A 21,447-nucleotide genomic window follows, 5' to 3' on the forward strand; every position below is an offset into this window, starting at 1 on the left:
GCCCGTGCGGCGCGGTCGACCCGCGGCGACACGGTCTGTAACACGGGGCCCGTACGATCGCGGAGTGACCCCGCCGCTCCCGACCCTGCCGGAGCGGCTGCAGCGCCTCCGGTCCGACGTCTCCGTCCTCGCGACCACCTCCTCCGAGCGCCAGGTGCGGCCGCTGCGCGAGGCACTCGACGCGGTCGCCGACGGCGCGTCCTCCGCCCTGCTCGACGCCGTCGAGGGGCTGACCGCTCTGCTCGCCACGGCGGAGGCGCAGCTCAGCGGTCTCGAGCGCTCGGTCAGGGACGACCTCGACCGGGCGGCGACGCTCTCCGATGTGCGCACCGCGGCGCAGCTCGGATCGGCCGCCGACGTCGCGACGGCGTGCGCCGCCGCCAGCGCGCTGCTGCTCGACGCCGACGAGGCCCGAGCAGCCGGCTCACTGCACGACCCGGCCGCCGTCCTCGCCCTGCTGATCGAGGCGGACGCCGTGCTGGACACCGTCGTCGCCGGCTACCGCGAGCCGCGGACGCGAGCCGAGCGGCAGCTCCTGCTCTTCGAGGCCGCGCGGACCGCCGCCCGCCTCGGGGCCGACGCGGCGTCGCTCCTCGGCCTCGTGCACGGCGATCGCGTCACCGCAGCACCCCGGATCCTCGCGGAGGAGACGACCGACCGGCTCGCGAAGGCGGCGCGACTCGCCGCCACCGACCCCGCCGCCGCCCTCGAGCTGGCGCGCGGCGCCGTCGACCGGGGGCGCTCGGCGCTCGACGAGGCTCTCGTCGATCTCGACGCCCCGCGCTGAGCGCGGCCGGCCGGACGGGGGCCCGGCGCACGCCTCGACCCGGCGATCGTGCGTGCCATAGTGAATCCCATGGCGTCCTTCCTCGTTGTCCCGCAGTGGCAGGGCTCCGCGTCGACGCGGGCCATGCGCCTGGTCGACGGAGCCGAGGCGATCCGCGGCGATCTGCCCTCCTCCGCGACGATCGTCGTCGACGTGCCGCCCGAGGCGGGCGACGCCCAGGACACGGGCGTCCGCCGCTACGCCTCGGTCGCGACCACCACCGAGCGGATGCGCGAGGCGCTCCTCGGCCGCACCGGCCCGATCGTCACCATCGGGGGCGACTGCGGCGTCTCCTTCGCCGCCCTCGGCCACGCCGTCCGCGTCTCGGCACAGCCGGTCGCCGTGGTCTGGTTCGACGCGCACCCCGACGCGAACACCCCCGCGACCTCGCCGAGCGGCGCCTTCTCGGGCATGGTCCTCTCGGCCGCGCTCGGGCACGGCGTCGGCCTGCTCAGCGCCGCCGCCGACGAGCGGGTCCCGGCCGAGCGCGTCGTGCTGGCCGGTGTCCGCTCGAGCGACCCCGGCGAGCTCGAGGGCCTGCTCGAGAGCGGCGTCCGGCACCTCCCCGTCGACGCGCTCGATCCGGAGTCGCTCGTCGCCGCCGTCGAGGCGACCGGCGCCGGCGCGGTGTACGTGCACATCGACCTCGACGTCCTCGACCCGGCCGACCTCGCGGGTCTCTTCGACCCGGTGCCCTTCGGCGTCCCCGCCACGCGCCTGATCGCCTGCCTCGAGGCGCTGCGCGCGCGATTCCCGCTCGCGGGCGGGGCCGTCACCTCCTTCGCGCCAGCCTCTCCCGCGGCGGCCGTCGACGACCTGTCCACGATCCTCCGGATCGTCGGCGCGCTGACCCGCGGGGTCTGAACGGCCTACCGGGCCCGAGCGATCCGCGGGGCCTGAGGGACCCCCGTCAATCCCCGTCGGCAGCCGCCCCAGTGTCGGTGGCACCCGGCAAGATGGAGGGACGCGACCCGAGAGGCGGAACGATGACTGCGATCCCCCCGCGCGAGCGCGTGCGCACCGAGCGCCGCGGTCACGCCCTCGAGATCGTGCTCGACCGCCCCGAGAAGCGCAACGCCGCCGACTTCGCGATGCTGAGCGCCCTCGCCGCCGCCTACGGAGAGCTCGACCGCGAGCCGGAGCTCCGGGTCGGCGTGGTGCTCGCCGAGGGCGAGCACTTCACCGCCGGCCTCGACCTCGCCGACATCGGACCCCGACTGGGCTCGGGCGGCCTCGACTTCGTTCCCGAGGGCGGCCTCGACCCGTGGGGGCTGCGCACCCGTCCGGTCTCCAAGCCGGTCGTCATCGGCCTGCAGGGCACCTGCCTCACTCTCGGCATCGAGCTCGCGCTCGCGAGCGACGTGGTCGTGGCCGAGGAGTCGACCCGCTTCGGCCAGGTCGAGGTGTCCCGCGGCATCCTGCCCTTCGGCGGCGCCACCCTGCGCTTCCCGCGCGCCGCCGGCTGGGGCGACGCCCTCCGCTGGATCCTCACGGGCGACACCTTCGACGCCGCGGAGGCCCGCCGCATCGGGCTCGTGCAGGAGGTCGTCCCCGACGGGACGGTCGGCGAGGCCGCTCACACCCTCGCCGAGCGGATCGCCGCCCAGGCACCGCTCGCCGTGCAGGCGGCCCTCGCGAACGCCCGTCTCGCCGTCTCCGACGGCGACGCGCAGGCCGCCGCCGCGCTGCCGGCCGAGCTGGCCCGCCTCGCGGCGTCCGACGACGCCCGTATCGGCATGGAGGCCTTCCTGGCCCGCACGACCGCGGAGTTCACCGGCCGATGAGCGACGAGACCCTGATCAGCGCACCCGCGGGCACCGGCGGCCACTCCGCTCTCGAGGCGCAGCGCGAGCGCGCGGCGCAGCAGCTCGAGATCCGCCTGCGCTACGGCGACCAGGTCTGGGAGCTGCGCGAGGTCGACCACTTCGCCGTCTTCTCCCGCCGGAGCCGGGCACGCAGGGCCGCGCGCACGCTCGTCGCCTCCGGGTACGAGATCGCGATCTCGCGGCTGAGGCTCCGGCACGTCCTGGTGGCGAGCCACCACGCCGCCGTCGACGAGGAGGCGACCACCGCCTTCCTCCGCCAGGTCGTCGACGCGGTCGAGCGCGAGGGCGGGCGCTACGACGGCTGGCGGGCCGAGATCGTCCCCGCGCACTGATGCGCGAGCGGCAGACATCCAGCGGGGCGCCCGACGCGCCCGCGACGAAGCGGGAGAGATCATGAGCACCGACCGAACCACCACCACCACCGACGACTTCGACCTGATCGTCATCGGAGCGGGCCCGGTCGGCGAGAACATCGCCGACCGCGCCGTCCAGGGCGGCCTCACCGCCGCGATCGTCGAGAGCGAGCTCGTCGGCGGCGAGTGCTCGTACTGGGCCTGCATGCCCTCGAAGGCGCTGCTGCGCGCGCCGATGGCGCTCCGCGCCGCTCGAGACCTGCCGGGAGCCGCGCAGGCCGTGACCGGCGGAGTCGACGTGGCGGCCGTGCTCGCGCACCGCGACTCCGTCACGAGCGGCTGGGACGACCACGGTCAGGTGCAGTGGCTCGAGGGAGCGGGCATCACGCTCGTCCGAGGACACGGGCGCCTGAGCGGCGAGCGCGAGGTCAGCGTGACCGCACCCGACGGGTCGGTCCGGGTGCTGCGCGCCCGCTCGGCGGTCGCCGTCGCGACCGGCACCACCGCGGTCGTCCCCGACGTGCCGGGCCTGCGCGACGCCGCCCCGTGGACGAGCCGCGAGGCGACCAGCGCCGAGTCGGTGCCCGCACGCCTCGTCGTCGTCGGCGGCGGAGTCGTCGCCTGCGAGATGGCCACGGCCTACGCGGGCCTCGGCTCCTCCGTGACCCTGCTGGCCCGCAGCGGGCTGCTCGCCGCGTTCGAGCCGTTCGCGGGCGAGCTCGTCGGCGACGCCCTCCGCGAGCTCGGGGTCGACGTGCGGATCGGCGCCTCCCCCGCGTCGGTCGAGCGCCGCGACGACGGCACCGTCGCCGTGACCCTCGACGGCGGCGACGTCGTCGAGGCCGACGAGATCCTCGCCGCCACCGGGCGCGCTCCGCACACCCGCGACGTGGGGCTCGAGACCGTCGGGCTCGAGCCCGGCTCCTCGCTGAGCGTCGACGACACGATGCTCGTCCTCGGCGCCGACGGCACGCCCGTGGGCGGAGGATCGCCCTGGCTCTACGGAGTCGGCGACGTCAACCACCGCGCTCTACTCACCCACCAGGGCAAGTACCAGGCCCGTGCGGCCGGTGACGTCATCGTCGCGCGGAGCACCGGTTCCGCCGTGCACGACGCACCGTGGGGCGCGCACGTCGCGACCGCCGACCACGAGGCCGTGCCGCAGGTCGTCTTCACCGACCCCGAGGTCGCCTCCGTCGGCCTCACCGCGGCCGCCGCCGAGAAGGCCGGCTACCGCACCCGCGTCGTCGACTACGAGATCGGCTCCGTCGCCGGCGCCTCGCTCACCGCTGTCGGCTACACGGGCACCGCCCGGATGGTCGTCGACGAGGAGCGCTCCGTCGTCCTCGGGGTGACGTTCGTCGGCAAGGAGGTGGGCGAGCTCGTGCACTCGGCCACGATCGCGGTCGTCGGCGAGGTCCCGCTGTCGCGACTCTGGCACGCGGTGCCCTCCTACCCGACGATCAGCGAGGTCTGGCTCCGGCTGCTCGAGACCTACGGACGCGACAGCGCGTGAGCCTCCTGCAGTCGGCCTCGCTGAGACGCGCGGTCGCCGAGGTCGCCCTCGACCCCGCGATCACCCGGCCCGGCTACCTCTTCGCCTGCGCCGTCGGGCTCACCTGGGGCGCACTCTGGAGCACCGGCCGCATCGAGCGCCGCAACGGACTGGTCGTCTTCACGGGCATGCCCTCGTGGTCCTTCGGCCGCGGCGGCTCCTGCGTGGGCACGAGCTACTACACCGACACGAACGCGTCGGACCGCGTCCTCGAGCACGAGGCCGTTCACAAGCAGCAGTGGCAGCGATGGGGCATGTGGTTCCCGTTCGCCTACCTCCTGGCGGGTCGCGATCCGCTGCGCAATCGATTCGAGATCGAAGCCGGTCTCGAGAAGGGCGGATACCTCCGTGGTCGCTGACATGAAGGGGCGCGTCGTCGTGCTCACCGGAGCGAGCTCCGGCATCGGCAAGGTCGCTGCGGCGGAGCTCGCCTCGGCGGGCGCCACCGTCGCCGTGGTCGGCCGGAACGCCGAGCGCACCCGCGCGGTCGCCGCCTCGGTGGGGGGCGAGCCGTTCCTCGCCGACTTCGACCGGCTCGACGACGTGCGCTCGCTCGCCGATGCGCTGCTCGCCCGCTACGACGGCATCGACGTGCTCGCCAACAACGCCGGCGGGCTCCTCTCCGAGCGCGGCGAGACAGCCGACGGCCACGAGCGCACCATCCAGAGCAACCACCTCGCTCCGTTCCTGCTGACGCGGCTGCTGCTCCCCCGCCTGATCGAGACCGGTCGCGAGCGGCCCGGGGCGCGCGTCGTGTCGACGGCGAGCCTCGCCAACCGCTTCGGGCACCTCTCGCTGCAGGATCTCGATCGCCGGAAGGGTCCGTGGCTCGGCGGCTGGCGCGCCTACGGCACGTCGAAGCTCGCGACGATCCTGTTCATCCGCGAGCTCGCCGAGCGGCTGCTCCCCACCGCCGTGGACGCCTACTCGTTCCACCCCGGCTTCGTCGCCACCGGGTTCGGCTCGGACTCGCGCTTGATGAACGTGATGTCGTCCCTCACCCACGGCTCCTACGGCATCACCGCCGAGGCCGGTGCCGTGCCGCTCATCACCCTCGTCTCGGAACCCGACGTCGGGGCCGCGAGCGGCACCTACTTCGACGGCCTCAAGCCCGGAGGCGCCCTCGCCGCCCAGGCCCGCGACCGCCAGCTCGGCCGCGACCTCTGGACCCTCTCGTCGCGCCTGGTGGGCGTCCCGCCCACCCTCTGACCACCGGCGGCCGGCACTCCGGCCGAGTCGGCGCCGGTCACCCGCCCATGCTGGTCGAGCAGCCCTGCAGGGGCGTAACGAGACCCACCAGCGTCAACAGGTCGGGCCTCTGCCCTGACCTTCTGACGGACGTGGATCTCGATACGCCCGCTCCGCGGGCTACTCGATCAGCGGGCTCATGGTGCCGCCACGCTGCATGCGGGTCGAGCCCACAGCCCCGCAGGGGCGTACTGCATGCTGGTCGAGCAGCGCCGCAGGGTCGCACTGCATGCTGGTCGAGCAGCGCCGCAGGGTCGCACTGCATGCTGGTCGAGCAGCCCCGCAGGGGCGTATCGAGACCGACCAGCGTCAACAGGTCAGGGTTCAGCCCTGGCCTTGTGACGGACGCGGATCTCGATGAGCCCGGGCTACTCGATCAGCGGGATTGCTGCGCCGTCCTGATCTAGTTCGCTTCGGAGCGGCCGGTGCGCCAGTACCCCATGAACGCCACGCGCTTGCGGTCGAGGCCGAGCTCGGTGACGAGGCAGCGGCGGATGAGCTTGACGGCGCCCGCCTCGCCCGCGATCCACGCGTAGAGGCCGGGGTCCGTGCTCTCCTCGGGCACCTCCCACAGGATCTCGCTGTCGACGTCGACGTCGGACACCTCGACTCCGCGATGGTGCGCCGTCAGGAAGCGGGTCGCCCAGGCGCGAACGGAGGTGCCCAGGAGGGCGCCGGGAGCCGTGCCGGGCGCCCGGACCAGCCAGGTGACGCTCACTCCCGCGGGGTGACGCAGCACGAGCCGGTCCTCCGCGGTGGGCACCTCGAGGAACGCCGCCCCGGACGCGTCGTCGGCGAGGCTCTCGAGGATGGCGCTGATGGCCGGAACCGCGGTCTCGTCGCCGGCGAGGAGCAGCGTGGTCGCTGCTCCCGGGTGCCACTCGACGCCTCCGCCGGCGATCTCGGAGCGGGAGTCGGGGGCGACGATGACCACGCGGGCGCCGGGCGCCGCCGACTCGACCCACGCCGAGGCGGGACCGGTGTCGCCGTGCGCGACGAAGTCGACGTCGACCTCGGCGAGCTCGGGCCGGGTCGCCCGGATCGTGTAGGTGCGGAGCGGGTTGCGCTGCTCGTCGGGCAGCTCGCGCCAACGGAGGTACCAGTCGGGCGCGAGGCCGTCGGGGCCGCCGGCGTCGGCCACCGAGCCCATGAAGTCGTCCGCGCTCGAGGTCGCCGTCGGCACCACGAGCTTGATCCGCTGGTCGGGGCCGGTGCAGCCCACGGCGGCGAGCTCGTCGCCGGTCAGGGTGACGCGGATGAAGTGGGGGGCGATCCGGGTCGCGCGGGCGACGGTCGCGAGGAACGGCCGGTAGGCCGGGCGGGCGGGGGCGTCGGTCGTCGGAGGCATCGATCCAGTATCGCACGGAAGGTTAGGCTCACCTAACCCTGCATCGTCAGATCGAGCGGGTGACGTGCTCGGCCGAGGTGCGCAGGCGCGCCTCGACGTCGGCGGCGAGCTCGGCGACGAGCGGCCCGGCTCCACCGATCCAGGCGCAGAAGTCGTGGCGGTCGTCGGCCCACGGGTAGTCGCGGTCGATCACCGACATCTCGCCGACCCACGCGCGCACCGCGCGGTCGAGGGCCTCGCCGCGGCCGCAGAGTGCGCCGGTGCCGGGAGCGCCCGAGCGCGTCGACCGGCCGAGCCAGGTCACGCAGACGCGGCCGGGTGCGGCGAGCGGCGGGAGCCCGCGGGCGTCGTCGACCTCGATGAAGACCTGTCCGCGCGCGTTCGCCGGGAGCTCGTCGAGCAGGCTCTGGATCCACGGGACGACGGTCTCGTCACCGGCGATCAGGAACTGCTTGGCGTCGACCGGCAGCGCCTCCACGGCGTCCGTCTCGCGTCCCTCGTACATGCACATCGAGAGCAAGTATAGGCATGCCTAACCTAAGCGACAACGGCCGGAGCCTGATGATCGGCCGGGCATCACCACTGCGGCGGATGGCGCCTCTGCCAGCGCGCCCGCCGCTCGAGCTGCGCGCCGATCGAGAGCAGCACCGCCTCCCCGCCGGGTCGCCCGATCAGCTGGATCCCCATCGGCAGCCCCTCGGCGGTCGTGCTCAGCGGCAGGGTGATCGCGGGCAGCCCGCTCACGTTCACGAACGACGTGTAGGGGGTGTACTGCACCTGCTGCTCGAAGTTCCGCTCCGGATCGTCGGCGGAGTACCAGCCGACCGGGCGGGGTGGCATCGTGAGCGAGGGCGTCAGCACGGCGTCGTACCCCGAGAAGGCCGCGATCACGGCGCGCTCGTAGGCCGAGAGCACCGATGCCGCCTCCATGATCCCCCGGGCGGAGCGACGGCGCCCCTCGGTGACGAGCCAGCGGGTGAGCGGCTCGAGCAGGTCGAGATCCGCACCCTCGATCGGCAGGGTGGCCGCACCGCTCTGCCAGAGCGCCCGGAAGGCGGCCGGGTACGCGGTGCTCGGAGGCAGTGCCGCCTCCTCGAGACCGTGTCCGAGCGCGTCGAGCGCCGCGATGCCCTCGTCGAGGGCTGTGCGCGCCTCGGGAGCGAGCCCGATCTCGTAGGCCTCGTCCCAGGGCGACTGCGTGAGGACGCCGATCTGGAAGCGTCCCTCTCCGCGCACGGCAGCGCCGAGGAACGACCGCTCCCTGTCGCCCGGTGCCGTGAGCGCGTACCGCTCGGGGATCGCTCCGTTGCGGCGCTCGAGCAGCCCCTCGAGCAGGAGCCCGGCGTCGGCGACCGAGCGGGTGATCGGGCCCGCGACGGTGAGTCCGCCGACGCCGCCGATCCCGGACAGCGCGGGAACGCGCCCGCGAGAGGGCTTCAGACCGACGAGCCCGCACGCCGCGGCCGGGATGCGGATCGAGCCGCCCCCGTCGGAGGCGGGCGCGAACGGCAGCAGACCGGCCGCCACCGCGACCGCCGCTCCCCCGCTCGACCCGCCGGCTCCGAGCCGGGTGTCGTAGGGCGTGACGGCCGGAGGCCCCACCCGGCTCTCGGTGTACGACGGCATGCCGAACTCGGGCGCGGCCGTCTTGCCGAGGCTGACCGCCCCGGCGGCGTCGAGCACGTCGACGATCTCGTCGGAGGCGTCAGGTACGAAGTCCGCGCGCAGCCGCGATCCGAAGGTGGTGCGCACCCCGGCGCGGCGCCAGAGGTCCTTGTCGCCGCTCGGCAGCCCCCAGAGAGCCGCAGTGCGCGGCAGCGATCCGGAGGCGAGGGACGCGGCTCGCGCGCGCGCCGCCTCCGCCGTCACGGTCGTGAACGCACCGAGCTCGCCGTTCAGCCGCTCGATGCGGGCGAGGTAGTGCTCGGTCAGCTCGAGCGGCGTGACCTCGCCGCGCTGCAGCCAGTCCCACTGCTCCTGCGCGCTGAGGTGGTGGAGTTCGAACATGGGACGACCCTATTCCGCGGCTCCTGGAAGCCTGCGGAACAGGGTCGTCGGTCGGTCTACGCGGCGCGGCTGCCGGACTCGCGGGCGCTCTCGTCGAGGCCGAATCGACTCCCGGGTGCCACGAACGTGTCGCGGTCGACCCGCGCGCCGGTCGCGATGACGGCGGAGTCGCCGATCCGCGAGTAGCTCCCGATCCGCGCGCCGGGGCCCACGATCGCCTCGGGCCCGACGTGCACGTTCGCGCCGATGAAGGCGCTGTGCCCGATCATGGCGTCGCGGTCGATCCAGCTGCCGGCGCCGATCCAGGCGCGCTCGCCGACGTTCGCCCCGGGCTCGACGTACGCACCCGTCTCGACGAACGCCGTCGCTGCCACTCGCGACCCCGGTGCGACCATGCCGCGACCGTTCGCGTGACGGCGGTAGACGATCTCGTCGTCGCCGCCGCGGGTTCCGCGTGCCTTGCTGGTACCTGTTCCTGCCATATGCCTCGTGCTCCTCCGAGCGTCCCTGGGGGCGGTGCTCCGAAGCCCCGTCCCGTCATCGGTAGACAACAGCGAGAACTGCTCAGGCATTCCCCCGACGAGGGCCGCAGCCGCGCCGGTCAACGGAGTACGAGATCGTCGTCAGGACCGAGAGGAAGGGCCTCGAGGCCGGATCCGATGACCGCATCGATGCACTCCTGCGTGCCGCCGACGACCGTGCTGTCGTAGTCGACCTCGGTCACCACGAACCAGGAGCGGTCCTCCGGCCACCAGACAGCCGGAGTGCGCTCACCGGCGAATCCCACCACATCCTCGACGGCGCCGTGGAACAGCGCGAGACCGCGCAGAGACCATGTGAACCTCGCGGCCTCGCGGGGCGGGACCGAGTCGGCCCAACCCTCCCAGAGTCCGAACCAGCAGGAATGAGGGGTCGTCGTCTGCTCCTTCAGAACGGCGGAGAGGCGTCGCGCGTCGTCGAGCAGGAGGAAGCCGACTCGTGGCGCCAGCCCCGAGGGCTCGCCCTCCAGGGAGAGGTCGATGTGCTCCCATTGAACTGTCGGCGACATCGGGACGCCCGCACGAGCAGCGAGAGACGACCACGTCTCGGGGGCGACGGAGTGCAGCACCCTCGCGAACGCGGGGTACGTCGCAGGAACCAGCTGACGGACGGTGAGACCGCCACTCGTCGACCCTCGGCTCACCCATTGTGCGGCATCGGCGTCGGACCAGGCTTCAAGCATTCAGTGTCCTTCCTCGGCAGTGGCGCTGATCCGGTAGTACACCGCCCCGTCGCCGGCTGTCGAATCGACGCTGTCGACGGACGAGCTCCTCGAGCAGTCGACCGTCCTTGCCGCACCGCCGCCCTCGAGGTTCTGTACCCGCGGGGAGAAGCCGGCGGGGAAGGTCACCGTTCCCGACCCGACTCCCCAGTACCTCGCGTTCTTGCAGGGCTCGGCCGCATTCGACGCGACGTAGAAGTCGTTGTACTTCTGCTTCCAGCCGTTCGCGGACTGAGTGCCCCGAAGACCGGTCGATGAGTAGATCGAGTCGACTCCGGACGTGCACTTGATATCCGAAGTGACATTGATCGTCCCGCCAACATGAGAGGAGTTGTGCGGATAGTGGACTTTCAAAGTGCAGGTGATGACGCGGCCCCCGGGCCCGGAGGCAGCCTCCGCCGGAGGCGCTATCGCCAGACTCGTGAGCGAGAGCGCGGCGAGAGCCGCACCGATCACACGCATCTTCATGGACAGGATCATCGTTGCCTCCAGTTGTCAGGTCGCGGTGTTCTTCAGATTCCGCCACCACCCACAACATGAGCAATCCTCCACAAAAGGGGACGGGGGCCGCTCAGCGCTCCTCGACGCGATCGGCCAGCGCCGTCACGATGGCGCGGAAGCGCTCGGGGGCAGCGCGGAGCCGCCGGCGCGCCAGGACGCCGGCGAGTGCCGACGAGGCGGTCGACGCGACGACCTCGAACTCGACGCGCGTCCCTTCCTCATCCGGCAGCACGCGCCACTGCTCGGCGCCGAGCACGGGGAGCCGGCGCTGCAGCCCGTCGTCGTCTCGCGTGTAGCCGCCGCCGTCCTCGGCCTCGAGGAGGTCGGCGAGGGCTCCGAGCACGAGCGCCGGCTCGGCGTGGAGGATCGAGGCGAGGGCGAGGAGGCTCTGCATCGCCGCAGTCTCGCACGCCGAGGCGTCAGGAGCGGGCGTCGAGCACCCGCCGGAGCCAGTCGAACGAGGCCTTGGGCACCCGATCGGCGCCACGGGTGTCGAGCGCGACGAGTCCGTGCGGCCGGGTGTAGCCGTGCTGCCACTCGAACGCGTCGACCAGCGTCCACAGCTGCACCGACTCGAGCGGCAGCCCCTCGTGGACGGCCTGGGCGAGCGCGCCGAGGTGCGCGCCGATCCAGCGGATGCGCTCGGTGTCGACGATCGCCCCGTTCCGGTCGATGCTGTCGGGGTAGCTCGCTCCGAGTGCCGTGACGACCAGCGGAGGGAGGGTGTCGCCGTAGCGCTCGACGAGCCTCCTGAGGACGGCCACCGGCGCCCACGGGGCGGACGGCGAGCCGTCGCCGGTCCGGTCGAGCTCGGGCCACGGCCGCTCGTGGAAGGGCAGGGTCGGCGGGGCGCCCACTCCGACGGGCGCGGCCGGGTCGCGCCCCGCGGCGATGCGCTGCGGAGCGAGGGGCGCGACGGCGTAGAAGTCGAGCGGTGCGCTGATCCGCTCGAGGTCGCGCGGATCGACCCGCTCCAGCTTCTCGAGGAACGGCGGCAGCTCCCCCGGCCCTGCCGGGTAGGCGCCGGTGAGGACCGCGTCGGCGACCAGCCTGTTGCGCAGGACGTCGGCCAGTGCGGCCCAGGCGCCGTCCTCCTCCGACTCGGTGGCCGGTTCGACCGGCGCCAGAGCGTCGACGAGTCCGATGCGCCCCGAGACCTCGGCGGCCCGGAGCGCCTCGACGGCGACACCGTGGCCGAGGAGCTGGTGGTGCAGCGCGGGCAGGGCGTTGAAGAGCCGCCCCGCTGCGGGAGCCTGCCGCGTGAGCGCGTAGCCCTCGAGCATCACCGTCGACGGCTGGTCGAGAGTGATCCAGTCGGCCACTCGGTCGCCGAGGCGCGAGCCGACCTCGAAGGCGAGGTCGCCGAAGCGGAGCGCCGTGTCGCGGTTCATCCAGCCGCCGCTGAGGGCGGAGGGCGTGTCGCGGTGGTGGAGGGTGAGCGCGACCCGGATCCCCGCCTCTGCGAGCGCGTCGAGCACCCGGTCGTAGAAGCCGAGACCGCCGTGGTCGATCGGCCCGCGGCCCTCGGGCTGGAGGCGCGTCCACGCGATCGAGAGGCGCAGCTCGTCGATGCCCAGATCGACCAGCAGGGCGAGGTCGTCGCGCCAGCGGAGGAGGAAGTCGGTCGCGATCTCGGGAGTCGCCTCCTCGGCGATCGTCCCGCGGCGGAGGGCGAAGTCGTCCCACACCGACCGCCCGCGGCCGCCGGTCTCGAGCGAGCCCTCGGTCTGGAAGGCGCTCTGCGCGAGCCCGACGCGGAGCCCCGGCGGGAGGAGCCGGCCGAGCTCGCGTGGATCGTCGAAGCGCACCGCCTCGGCGCGCACCCGCCGCCGATCGCGCCCGCGTGCCTCGTCCTCGCTCATCCGTGCCTCCGAGCCGTAGTGGGATGGGTATATTGTCGCGGAAGCGCTCTCCCGCCCCGGACCACGGCTCCCCCGCCCGGCGGACCCGCCTCCCTCCCTCGGTGTACATCTCGCAACGACGGTGCGGCGCGCTTGACACTGCCCGCGCACCCCCGTGCAATGGACGCAACTGTGATAGCGAGCGTCGACGTGGCAAGGCCGGGGGGTTCATCGGGCGTCCCGATGGGTCGGCTCCGCCGATCCCGCAGGAGCGGCGCCCGTCGACGCGGGGCGTTCCTCGCCGTTGTCCTGGCGACTCTCGGAGCCGCCGCGGTCCTGCTCGCCCCGTCCGCGCAGGCGGCGGCCCTCACGATCACCGCCCCCGCCTCGGGCACCGTCCTCCCCAGCCGCTCGGTGACCGCGACCGGCACCGGGACGGCCGGCGATCAGATCCAGATCAGCACGCAGAACGGCGGAGACCCGGTCTGCATCACCACCGTTGCGACGGATGAGACCTGGTCCTGCTCGTTCGAGCTCGACGACGGCCGCTTCGCGCTGACGGCCGTCGAGCTGCTCGCCACCGGCGGGACGACCTCGGCGAGCGTCGGTGTCGCCGTCCTGGGCCCGCCCGTGATCGAGTCGGTCGACGGCTCGGCGACCTCGGCCGGGTCGGTCAGCGGGACCGCCTACCCCGGTGCGAGCGTCGCCGCGACCTCCGACGGCGGCGCCTCGTGCCTGGCCACCGCCGACTCCGCCGGACGCTGGTTCTGCCAGCTCGCCCCGGCACCGGCCGCCGGGAGCCACCGCGTCACGGCGACGCAGACCGCCTCCTTCGCGGGCGGCGCCGTGTCGCCCCCGAGCGCGGCCGTGACACTGGTCGTCGACACCGTCGAACCGGAGGCGCCCACCGTCACGTCTCCCGGCGCGGGCGCCGCGCTGCCACTCGTCGGAGCCGTGTACACGGGCACCGGCGTCGACGGCACGCGCGCCTTCGTCTACGTCGACCGCGTCAACACCTGCGACGCCCCGGTGACCGGCGGAGTCTGGACCTGCACGGGCGGCACCGTCACCGCCGGTGCGCACCGCGTCTCCGCCATCGCGGGTGACGCGGCCGGCAACTACAGCTCGCCGAGCCCGTGGCTCGACGTCACCTTCGCCGCGGCGGCGACCCCCACTCCCTCGGCGACCGCGCCGACCCCGAGTGCGACCGCGACCGCGCCGGGGACCGCGAACCCGTCGACCGTTCCCGGATCGACGTCGCCGACCCCGAGGTCGACCACGCCCCGCCCCACGGCCACCTCGACCCCGACGCGACCCGGCCAGAGCTCCCCCGCACCGCAGAGCACGCAGGCGCCGGGCGCGACCGCTGCTCCGGCACCCGGCGCAGCGCCCACCGACGCACCCCCCGCCGCGCCCGCGCCCGCGCCGGCGGACGGCGGATCGGCCCCCGGCGGCTGGAGCGCCGCGACCGGCATGACCACCGCGCTCTCCTCCGGCGCCCCGCTCGTGACGATGGCCGACTGGGTGCGCTCCCTCGCTCTGGCGCTCGCCTCGCTCGCCCTCGTGATCGTCCCGGCCCGCCTGGCGGTCGCGGGCCGAGCCCCTCGGGTGCCGCGCACCTGGCAGCTCACGGGCCGCAACCGCGCCCGAGTCGAGTTCGACGACCGGCCGGAGCGTCCCGCCCCCTCGCCGCGCGCCATGGTGATCGGGATGATCGGCAGCGCCGCGGGGCTCGTCCTGCTCTCCGGACGCGTCGACGGACAGCCCGCCTACCTGAGGCTCCTGATCGCGGTGATCGTCGCGGTCGCACTCGTGAACGCCGTGGCGGCCGCGGTGCCGGCGCTCCTCGGCCGACGCCTCGGCCTCCCCGGCATCCGCATCGTCGGCGCGCCCCGCGCTCTGGTGCTCGTCGCCGGCGCCGCGCTGCTCTCGCGCTTCGCCGGTCTCGACCCCGCGTTCCTCTTCGGCGTCGTGATCGGGCTCCTCCTGCCCGACGCGACGACGGCCGTCGACAGGGCGAAGCTGGCGACCGCGCGCGTCGTCGCGCTGCTCGCTCTCGGCGGACTCGCCTGGGGCGCCTCCGACCTCGTGCCGGCCGACGGCTCGTTCACCGCGGTGCTCGCCGCCGAGGTGCTCAGCGCGACCACGCTGCTCGCCGTGGGCTCGAGCGTCGTCCTGCTCTTCCCGGTCGGCCGCCCGGCGGGTCAGAGCATCCTGCGCTGGTCGCCGGCCCTCTGGCTCGGGCTGACCCTGCTGTCGACGACCGTGCTCTTCCTCCTGCTCACCCCGACCATCAGGGCGTGGTCGAGCGACGGAGGCGCGGCACCGGCGGTGCTCGCAGTCGTCGCCTTCAGCGCGGTGTGCACGTCGATCTGGGCGTGGCGCCGCTTCGTCGATCCGGAGTAGCGGCCGCCTCAGCCGATCGTGGCGAGCTCGCGCACGTCGTCGTCCGGGAGGACGTCGGCCACGGCGCCGACGACGAACTCCCCGAGCGTCGCGATGCCGTCGTAGACGCTGAGGAACGCGGTGTCGGCCGCATCCCGCCCGGTGGCGATCCGGACGAGGCTGGGGCGCGGAGCGAGGGTGGTCGCGTCGACCACGTGCCACTCCCCGTCGACCCACGCCTCGGCGACCGCGTGGAAGTCCATCGGCGCGAGGCCGGGCGCGTAGACGGCGACGAGCCGCGCCGGGACGTCGAGCGCCCGCAGGAGGGCGATCACGAGGTGCGCGAAGTCGCGGCAGACGCCGCGGCGGGCGAGGAAGGTGCGCTCCGCGCCGTCGGTCGGCAGGCTCGAGCCGGGCACGTACGCCAGACGGGTGCCGACCCACGAGCTGACGGCGGCGAGCAGGTCCTGGCCCGAGAGCCCCGAGAACTCGGCGTGGGCGGTCGCCGCGAGGATGTCGGACTCGGCGTAGCGGCTCGGGCGCAGGTAGCGCAGCCGGTCGACCTCCTCGCCGTCGAGCGGGCCGAGGCGCCCGTCGATGCTCGCGCTGTAGTCGACGACCAGGCTCCCGCGCTCCGCCTCGAGGACGTGCAGCCGGGTGCCGTGCTGGTCGAGGACCTCGCGCGGAGTCACGGGACGCCCGTCCAGGGACATCGACAGCGTCTCGGGGGCGCCGTACGCCGATGCGACGGTGATCGAGAAGACGAGCATCGCGGGCTGCGCGACGTCGAGGGTGAGGTGGGCCGAGACGTCGCGCTTCATGATCGCTCTTCCTGGAGTGAAGGGGATGGGCGGTGCAGGTCGGGCTGGCCCGGGCGCGTCAGGCGCCCTGCTCGCCCTTCGGCGGCGGCGTGGGCGCGGCGTCGGGCTCCTGGACGAGCTGGAGCCCGCCGGACGAGTTCGCCGACACCGTGAGCAGGTCGATCCACGTGCGGTTGATCGAGGGCACGCGCCCGCCGAAGTACTTGAAGTAGAGCGGTACCGTCGGGTCGAGCCAGATGCTCGACCGGCCGTCGCCCACGGCTGGATCGTCGCGCCACGAGAAGAAGAAGCTCTCGCGCCGCCGCAGCTTGTTGGCGATCACGATCTGGACGTGCGTGAGCGTTCGGTCGTCGAACTCGATCTCGACGCCCGAGGCGCCGTAGAGCAGCTTCCCCATGGAGGCCTCCTGCCGCCCGTCGCCGGGCGGTGCGTGACGGTGCCCGCGGGCACGAGAGGAGGGTCGCACTCGTCGAGCGCGTCCCCCGGTGATCCGGCCGTCCCGCGCTCCCGCTCCGGCAGCGCGGGCGCTCCGAACGGGCGCGAGGACCGCCTTCGCTCGACTCTAGGGGAGGCGGGCTCGCCGGGCTGGGGATTGACGGTATCGAGACCGAACGGTAGCCGCCGAGCGACCCGCCGGAGCCGCTCCCGGCGATGTCGGAGGTCGGACGTACGGTACCCGCATGATCGAATGCGGAAGCTGCGGAACCGACTCCCTCGTCCTCGACCGCTCCGGAGCGAGCGACCTCGACGACCTCGTCGTGCTGTGCGCCGAGTGCGCGCCCGGCGAGATCACGGGAGCGCTCGAGGCGGCGCTGCTGAGCGCGCCCGTCCTCGAGAAGAGCGCCCACGCGCGTGCCGCGTGACTGAGCACTGATCGGAGCGAGCGCTCTTCGTCGCGGTACGAGCGCGTACCAGCACCGGCGACTCCACGTCGGACAACGGCGTGGTGCTCGTCCGCAGGTCGATTCAGTGGTGGATCCGTTCGTCCTGGACGACCGGATCCGGCTTCCTATTGGCGGCGCCGACCCCCTGACGCGCTGTCTCGTTCACCGGGGCTCGCTCGACGATGTAGCCGCACGAAGGAGTCGGGCCTCGTCGAGCGCGTGCGCCGGCGCGAGGGGGGACGCGAGCTATCCTCGTATCTTCGAGTGAGATGCGGGAGAGAAGCGTGGTCGAGTTCTGGCAGACCTGGTGGCTGCGTGTCGAGTGGCTGAGCCTGGTGGCCAGCGTCCTCTGAGGCCTCTGGATGCTGGCTGTTCTGCCTGCCTCCGTCATCCTCAGTACCCCCGATCACGTCACGTCCAGCGAAAGGCGCTGGCTTCGCATCCTCGGTTGGGCGAGCGTCATCAGTGGCCCGGCGAGGCCGAAGGCGTATGGGAGAGGCGCCGCGTGAAAGAGGTATTGCGCCCAATACGAGACGACCTTCCGAACGGCCGAACGCACTCATCGCGCCCGCTTCGCGATCCCGGTCCTTCTCGCGGAGGTGTCGGTCGCGGCCGCTCTCGCGCAGCTGGCGCTGACGCTCGTGTGCCTCATTCCCTATTCGACGATCTGGTTCCCGATCTCTTTCGCGCTCGCCGTTTTCGGTTGTGCCCCGTTCTTCGTCACGATGTCTCTGCGGAATCGCCGTTGGCGCAACCGCCAGCCATTCGAATGGAGCTTCTTCGAGCAGATGCTCTGGGTTCAGAACGCTTCGAAGGACTGCCCGCTCGCTGCAGATGCGCGACGTACTGATGCCCTCGACCTGGTCGAGAGACACCTCATCGAGAGATTCGCTCGCACTCCGCTCGACCTGCCGTCACAATCTGCGCGGGCCCGGCGTTGGCAGTCGGCCTCTCTTGCCGTCATCGCGCAGCGGCCCCTTCTCGAGGACCCTGCCACCGCCGTCGAGGACTCACAGCAATGGTTCGAGAGGTGCATCGAGCTGGTTCTTCCACCCCGGAAGAAGAGCCGTCACCGGGGCGCCTCCTTCGGCGAGGGACAGCTTCCGAAGCCCCTGCCCAAGCTCAAGCAGGATACCGCCCTCCAGGCTCCCTGGGTGATCGTCGTTCTCTACACGAACGTGCTCATGCTTCTCAGTGCCACATTCGCCGAAGACATCGGAGCTGAAGTCCGTGATCTCATCGCCGCTCCGATCACCGCGGATATCACGAGCACAATGAATGAGGTCATCACGAGTCTGACAGGCCTCGCAGCCCTGGTCGCCGCCGTGATCCCGATCGTCAGAGGATCTCGGAGATCCATTGTGCGCTGATCCCGGCGGATTCGGACGCCTGACGGGACGAAGCGGACCGTGGAGGCGCGCGAAGGTTCCCGTGCGGCCTCCTGGAGAAGGGCCCGGGACATGATTCGGCCTCTGCCGTCCGGATAGTGGAGAGCAGTTGGAGAGCCACGCGTCTGGTCGGAGAGCCGAACAAGATATCCGAGGCGATTCTGTGCTGATCGCCTACGTGGATGAGTCCTACAACCAGGATTACTACTTCATCGGTGCCGCCGTGACGACGAAGGAGAAGTGGGACGAACTGGAGCGGGAGTATCAACACCTGCGGCAGCGAGTGACCGCAGAGCCCGGCGTTCGACTAGACGTGGAGTTCCACGGGCACGAGCTGATGGGCGGCTCGGGCGACTGGAAGCCGTTGCGCGGCAAGCATCGAGAGGCGGCGGACATCTATGCGGCTGCTCTCGCCATCGCGCGGTCCGCTGGCGTGCACTACCTCTTCCGCGGTGTGGACGTGCAGCGCTTGAACACCCGATACCAGCTCCGGAGGAAGCCGCACGGGATCGTTCTTCAACACCTTCTCGAGCGGATCAACGACTATCGCCGCGACTGCTTCTCCTCGGACCACGGGAAGGTCGTCGTCGTGGCAGATGAGATCGCGACCCAGGAAGATCACCGGCGGCAGTTCGAGAGTTACCAATTGCTCGGAACCCCAGGTTATCGATCGAGCAAGCTCGATCTGATTTCGGCCCCGATCCACTTCGCATCGTCGAAGGACACCGGAGGGTTGCAGACTGCCGATCTCGCCGTGTACCTGCATCGACGGAGGAAGACAGTGATGGAGATCCACCCTAAGTCTGCGAAGACGATGACTCGACTGGGCGGGGTGCTGGACGACTCGACGTCTCACGACCGGGTCTGGACTCCTTGAGGATCCAGCCGCTCAACGACTAAGGCCCCGCTGAGCGGGGCCTTAGGCTGGCAACGTTCCGTCATCCGACCCGTTGTGCCTCCAGGATACACCTGGATGAGGACTCCTGGTCGGCGCAACAGCATCGCAGAGAGTGCCCCCACTGGGACTCGAACCCAGACTGAAACGATTTTAAGTCGTCTGCCTCTGCCGTTGGGCTATGGGGGCGGCCGGTGGGAGACGCGAGCGATCGCTCCTCCCACCGGTGACGTCAGGACTTGGCGGGCTCGCCGCCCACCGGGACCGGAGCGCCGGCCGGGCCGGGCGTCTCGGCCGGAGCGGCTGCGGCGGGAGCAGCCGGACGCGGGCGCGAGGCGTAGGTCTCGAAGGAGCCGCGCGGGTTCTCGCGGGCCTCGATCGAGGCGATGTCGCGGTCGAGCACGAGGTTGGCGGCCCAGCCGCCGACCACGCGGAGCTTGCGCTCCCACGAGGGCATGGCGAGACCGTGGTAGCCGCGGTGCATGACCCAGGCCGGGAAGCCCTTGATCGCGATCTTGCCGGACTGGAAGACGCCGACTCCGATGCCGAGACCGGCGACCGCTCCCTGGTTCTTGTGGAAGTAGTCCTTCGGGGTCTCGCCACGGAGGACGGCGACGATGTTCTTCGCCATCAGCTTGCCCTGGCGAACCGCGTGCTGGGCGTTGGGGACGCAGTAGCCGCCCACTCCGCCGCCGGTGAGGTCGGGGACGGCCGTCGCGTCGCCGGCACCCCAGGCGCCCTCGACGAGGACGTCGTCGTGGCCGACGCGGAGGTCGGCGCGCACCCGGAGGCGGCCCCGCTCCTCGATCGGGAAGTCGGAGTTCTTGATCGACGGGTTCGCCATGACGCCGGCGGTCCAGATGATCAGGTCGGACTCGAACGTCTGACCGGTCGACAGCTCGATGACGCCGCCCTCGGCCGACTTCAGCTGGGTGTCGAGGTGCACGGTCGCGCCGCGCTGGTCGAGGTTCTTGAGCACCCAGTGGCTCGTCTCGAGAGCGACCTCGGGCATGATCCGCCCCATCGCCTCGACGAGGTGGAACTGGGTCTCCTCGAAGTCGATCTCGGGGTAGCGCTTGAGCAGCGCGCTCGCGAAGGAGCGCAGCTCGGCGAACACCTCGATGCCGGCGAAGCCGCCGCCGACGACCGTGACGGTCAGCAGGCGCGATCGCTCGGGGCCTGCGGGCAGGGTCGCCGCCTTGTCGAAGTTGGTGAGGATGCGGTCGCGGATCGCGGTCGCCTCCTCGATCGTCTTGAGGCCGATCGCGTTGTCGGCGACGCCCGGGATCGGGAACGTGCGCGAGACCGAACCGGCGGTGACGACGATCTGGTCGTACTCGAAGTCGTAGGGCTCGCCGACCGTCGGGGTGATCGTCGCGGTCTTGCTCGCGTGGTCGATCTTGGTGACCTTCGCGGCGAGGATCGCGGTCTTCTTGAGGTGGCGGCGGAGCGAGACGATCGCGTGACGCGGCTCGATCGAGCCGGCCGCGACCTCGGGCAGGAACGGCAGGTACGCCATGTAGGGCAGCGGGTCGACGATCGTGACCTCGGCCTCGTTGGGGCGCAGGTACTTCTCGAGCTTCCACGCGGTGTAGAAACCGGCGTAGCCGCCTCCGACGATCAGGATTTTGGGCAAAGTACTCTCCAGAGGAATGGACCATGCGGATCACCCTGCGCAACGCGAAGTGCCCGCTCTCGACGCGGGTGGCAGCACTGACCCCGACTGGGAATCAGCTTAGCGAAGAGCGCGCCGATCGGCAGGTCGAGTAGGCGCTCGGCCTCAGCCCTCGACGAGCGCTCCCTCGAACGGCCGGCACTCGCAGCGCTCGGGCGACCAGTCGGCGCGGGCGAGGGCGAGATCGCCGATCGGATTCACTCCGGGCCCGGCGGCGAGGGAGTGACCGGCGAGCGCGTGCAGGCACTTGACCCGGGTCGGCATCCCCCCGGAGGAGATCCCCGCGATCTCGGGAACGGAGCCGATGCTCTCGCGGTCGGCGAGGAACGCCCGGTGCGCGGCGGCGTAGGCGTCGCGCAGCGCCTCGTCGGCGGCCAGCAGGTCGTTGTACTCGACCATGACCTGGGTCGCCTCGAGCTGCGAGATCGCGACCGTCGCCGCCGGGTGGGTCAGGTAGTAGAAGGTGGGGAACGGCGTGCCGTCGCTCAGGCGCGGGCTGGTGGAGACCACGGTCGGGTTGCCGCAGACGCAGCGGGCGCTGATCCCGACGACGTCGCGGGCGGGGCGGCCGAGCTGGGCCGAGACCACGGCGATGTCGCGCTCGGTGGGCGGATCGAAGGGGGGCGTGGTCAC

General features: G+C 72.3%; 22 protein-coding genes, 1 tRNA gene and 1 pseudogene. 11 read left to right on the forward strand and 13 right to left on the reverse strand.

Annotated features, from left to right (window positions below; translation table 11 throughout):
• The first annotated feature begins 64 nt into the window (after positions 1-64).
• The 7 genes and pseudogenes from GRS92_RS13810 to GRS92_RS13840 all read left to right on the forward strand — a co-directional run bounded on the left by GRS92_RS13810 (position 65) and on the right by GRS92_RS13840 (position 5,769).
• Entirely contained in the window at positions 65-787 is a 723-nt protein-coding gene (locus tag GRS92_RS13810; protein ID WP_159857365.1) for a hypothetical protein, read from the forward strand.
• A gap of 33 nt (positions 788-820) precedes the next feature.
• Positions 821-1,690: pseudogene (locus GRS92_RS13815) on the forward strand (arginase family protein); the annotation flags it as partial.
• 122 nt (positions 1,691-1,812) lie between these two features.
• Positions 1,813-2,610 (forward strand): crotonase/enoyl-CoA hydratase family protein, encoded by a 798-nt coding sequence (locus GRS92_RS13820; RefSeq protein WP_159857367.1) that lies wholly within the window; start codon positions 1,813-1,815, stop codon positions 2,608-2,610.
• Positions 2,607-2,984 carry a ribonuclease E inhibitor RraB gene (locus tag GRS92_RS13825; protein WP_159857369.1) on the forward strand — a complete coding sequence of 126 codons (378 nt, stop codon included), beginning with the start codon at positions 2,607-2,609 and terminating at the stop codon, positions 2,982-2,984. Before GRS92_RS13820 ends, GRS92_RS13825 begins: the two co-directional genes overlap by 4 nt.
• Positions 2,985-3,045: 61 nt before the next feature.
• A complete protein-coding gene (locus GRS92_RS13830; RefSeq protein ID WP_159857371.1) occupies positions 3,046-4,521 on the forward strand; it encodes a dihydrolipoyl dehydrogenase family protein in 1,476 nt (491 codons plus the stop codon).
• Between the two features lie 5 nt (positions 4,522-4,526).
• The gene (locus GRS92_RS13835) at positions 4,527-4,919 is read left to right on the forward strand and encodes a Fe-S oxidoreductase (protein ID WP_235022045.1); all 393 of its coding nucleotides are present in this window, start codon (positions 4,527-4,529) and stop codon (positions 4,917-4,919) included.
• On the forward strand, positions 4,909-5,769 hold the full coding sequence (locus GRS92_RS13840; protein ID WP_235022037.1) for an SDR family NAD(P)-dependent oxidoreductase: 861 nt from the start codon (positions 4,909-4,911) through the stop codon (positions 5,767-5,769). The genes GRS92_RS13835 and GRS92_RS13840 overlap by 11 nt, the downstream gene beginning before the upstream one ends.
• 442 nt (positions 5,770-6,211) lie before the next feature.
• On the opposite strand, the gene GRS92_RS13845 is transcribed toward GRS92_RS13840, so the two are convergent.
• From GRS92_RS13845 to GRS92_RS13880, 8 genes are all read right to left on the reverse strand, one after another.
• Positions 6,212-7,156: a siderophore-interacting protein gene (locus GRS92_RS13845; RefSeq protein ID WP_159857373.1), complete on the reverse strand. Its 945-nt coding sequence runs from the start codon at positions 7,154-7,156 to the stop codon at positions 6,212-6,214.
• 46 nt (positions 7,157-7,202) lie between these two features.
• The gene (locus GRS92_RS13850; protein ID WP_159857375.1) at positions 7,203-7,661 is read right to left on the reverse strand and encodes an SIP domain-containing protein; all 459 of its coding nucleotides are present in this window, start codon (positions 7,659-7,661) and stop codon (positions 7,203-7,205) included.
• Between the two features lie 71 nt (positions 7,662-7,732).
• A complete protein-coding gene (locus GRS92_RS13855; RefSeq protein WP_159857377.1) occupies positions 7,733-9,163 on the reverse strand; it encodes an amidase in 1,431 nt (476 codons plus the stop codon).
• A gap of 56 nt (positions 9,164-9,219) precedes the next feature.
• A complete protein-coding gene (locus GRS92_RS13860; protein WP_159857379.1) occupies positions 9,220-9,645 on the reverse strand; it encodes a hypothetical protein in 426 nt (141 codons plus the stop codon).
• Positions 9,646-9,764: 119 nt separating this feature from the next.
• Complete coding sequence (locus GRS92_RS13865; protein WP_159857381.1) at positions 9,765-10,385, reverse strand: hypothetical protein; 621 nt, start codon at positions 10,383-10,385, stop codon at positions 9,765-9,767.
• Positions 10,386-10,904: a hypothetical protein gene (locus GRS92_RS13870; RefSeq protein ID WP_159857383.1), complete on the reverse strand. Its 519-nt coding sequence runs from the start codon at positions 10,902-10,904 to the stop codon at positions 10,386-10,388. It abuts the gene before it with no gap.
• Between the two features lie 91 nt (positions 10,905-10,995).
• Positions 10,996-11,319 carry a hypothetical protein gene (locus tag GRS92_RS13875; RefSeq protein WP_159857385.1) on the reverse strand — a complete coding sequence of 108 codons (324 nt, stop codon included), beginning with the start codon at positions 11,317-11,319 and terminating at the stop codon, positions 10,996-10,998.
• Between the two features lie 25 nt (positions 11,320-11,344).
• Positions 11,345-12,787 carry a glycoside hydrolase family 1 protein gene (locus tag GRS92_RS13880; RefSeq protein WP_159857387.1) on the reverse strand — a complete coding sequence of 481 codons (1,443 nt, stop codon included), beginning with the start codon at positions 12,785-12,787 and terminating at the stop codon, positions 11,345-11,347.
• A gap of 222 nt (positions 12,788-13,009) precedes the next feature.
• Between GRS92_RS13880 and GRS92_RS13885 the strand changes: the two genes are divergently transcribed.
• Positions 13,010-15,172: a hypothetical protein gene (locus GRS92_RS13885; RefSeq protein ID WP_159857389.1), complete on the forward strand. Its 2,163-nt coding sequence runs from the start codon at positions 13,010-13,012 to the stop codon at positions 15,170-15,172.
• An 8-nt stretch (positions 15,173-15,180) separates the two neighbouring features.
• On the opposite strand, the gene GRS92_RS13890 is transcribed toward GRS92_RS13885, so the two are convergent.
• Positions 15,181-15,972: a transglutaminase-like domain-containing protein gene (locus GRS92_RS13890; RefSeq protein ID WP_159857391.1), complete on the reverse strand. Its 792-nt coding sequence runs from the start codon at positions 15,970-15,972 to the stop codon at positions 15,181-15,183.
• 58 nt (positions 15,973-16,030) lie between these two features.
• Complete coding sequence (locus GRS92_RS13895; RefSeq protein ID WP_056042036.1) at positions 16,031-16,369, reverse strand: DUF7882 family protein; 339 nt, start codon at positions 16,367-16,369, stop codon at positions 16,031-16,033.
• A gap of 283 nt (positions 16,370-16,652) precedes the next feature.
• On the opposite strand from GRS92_RS13895, the gene GRS92_RS13900 reads away from it, so the two are divergent.
• From GRS92_RS13900 to GRS92_RS13910, 3 genes are all read left to right on the forward strand, one after another.
• Positions 16,653-16,835: a hypothetical protein gene (locus tag GRS92_RS13900; protein ID WP_159857393.1), complete on the forward strand. Its 183-nt coding sequence runs from the start codon at positions 16,653-16,655 to the stop codon at positions 16,833-16,835.
• A gap of 620 nt (positions 16,836-17,455) precedes the next feature.
• The gene (locus GRS92_RS13905; protein WP_159857395.1) at positions 17,456-18,226 is read left to right on the forward strand and encodes a hypothetical protein; all 771 of its coding nucleotides are present in this window, start codon (positions 17,456-17,458) and stop codon (positions 18,224-18,226) included.
• 181 nt (positions 18,227-18,407) lie between these two features.
• Positions 18,408-19,121, forward strand: coding sequence for a DUF3800 domain-containing protein (locus tag GRS92_RS13910; protein WP_159857397.1), 714 nt, complete (start codon positions 18,408-18,410; stop codon positions 19,119-19,121).
• A 134-nt stretch (positions 19,122-19,255) separates the two neighbouring features.
• Here the strand turns inward: GRS92_RS13910 and GRS92_RS13915 are convergent.
• From GRS92_RS13915 to GRS92_RS13925, 3 genes are all read right to left on the reverse strand, one after another.
• Positions 19,256-19,328: transfer RNA gene (locus tag GRS92_RS13915), tRNA-Leu, on the reverse strand.
• Positions 19,329-19,371: 43 nt separating this feature from the next.
• Positions 19,372-20,775, reverse strand: coding sequence for an NAD(P)/FAD-dependent oxidoreductase (locus GRS92_RS13920; RefSeq protein WP_159857399.1), 1,404 nt, complete (start codon positions 20,773-20,775; stop codon positions 19,372-19,374).
• A 144-nt stretch (positions 20,776-20,919) separates the two neighbouring features.
• A complete protein-coding gene (locus GRS92_RS13925) occupies positions 20,920-21,447 on the reverse strand; it encodes a DUF501 domain-containing protein (protein WP_159857401.1) in 528 nt (175 codons plus the stop codon).

The organism is Rathayibacter sp. VKM Ac-2754 (assembly GCF_009807095.1).
Taxonomy (GTDB): Bacteria; Actinomycetota; Actinomycetes; order Actinomycetales; family Microbacteriaceae; genus Rathayibacter.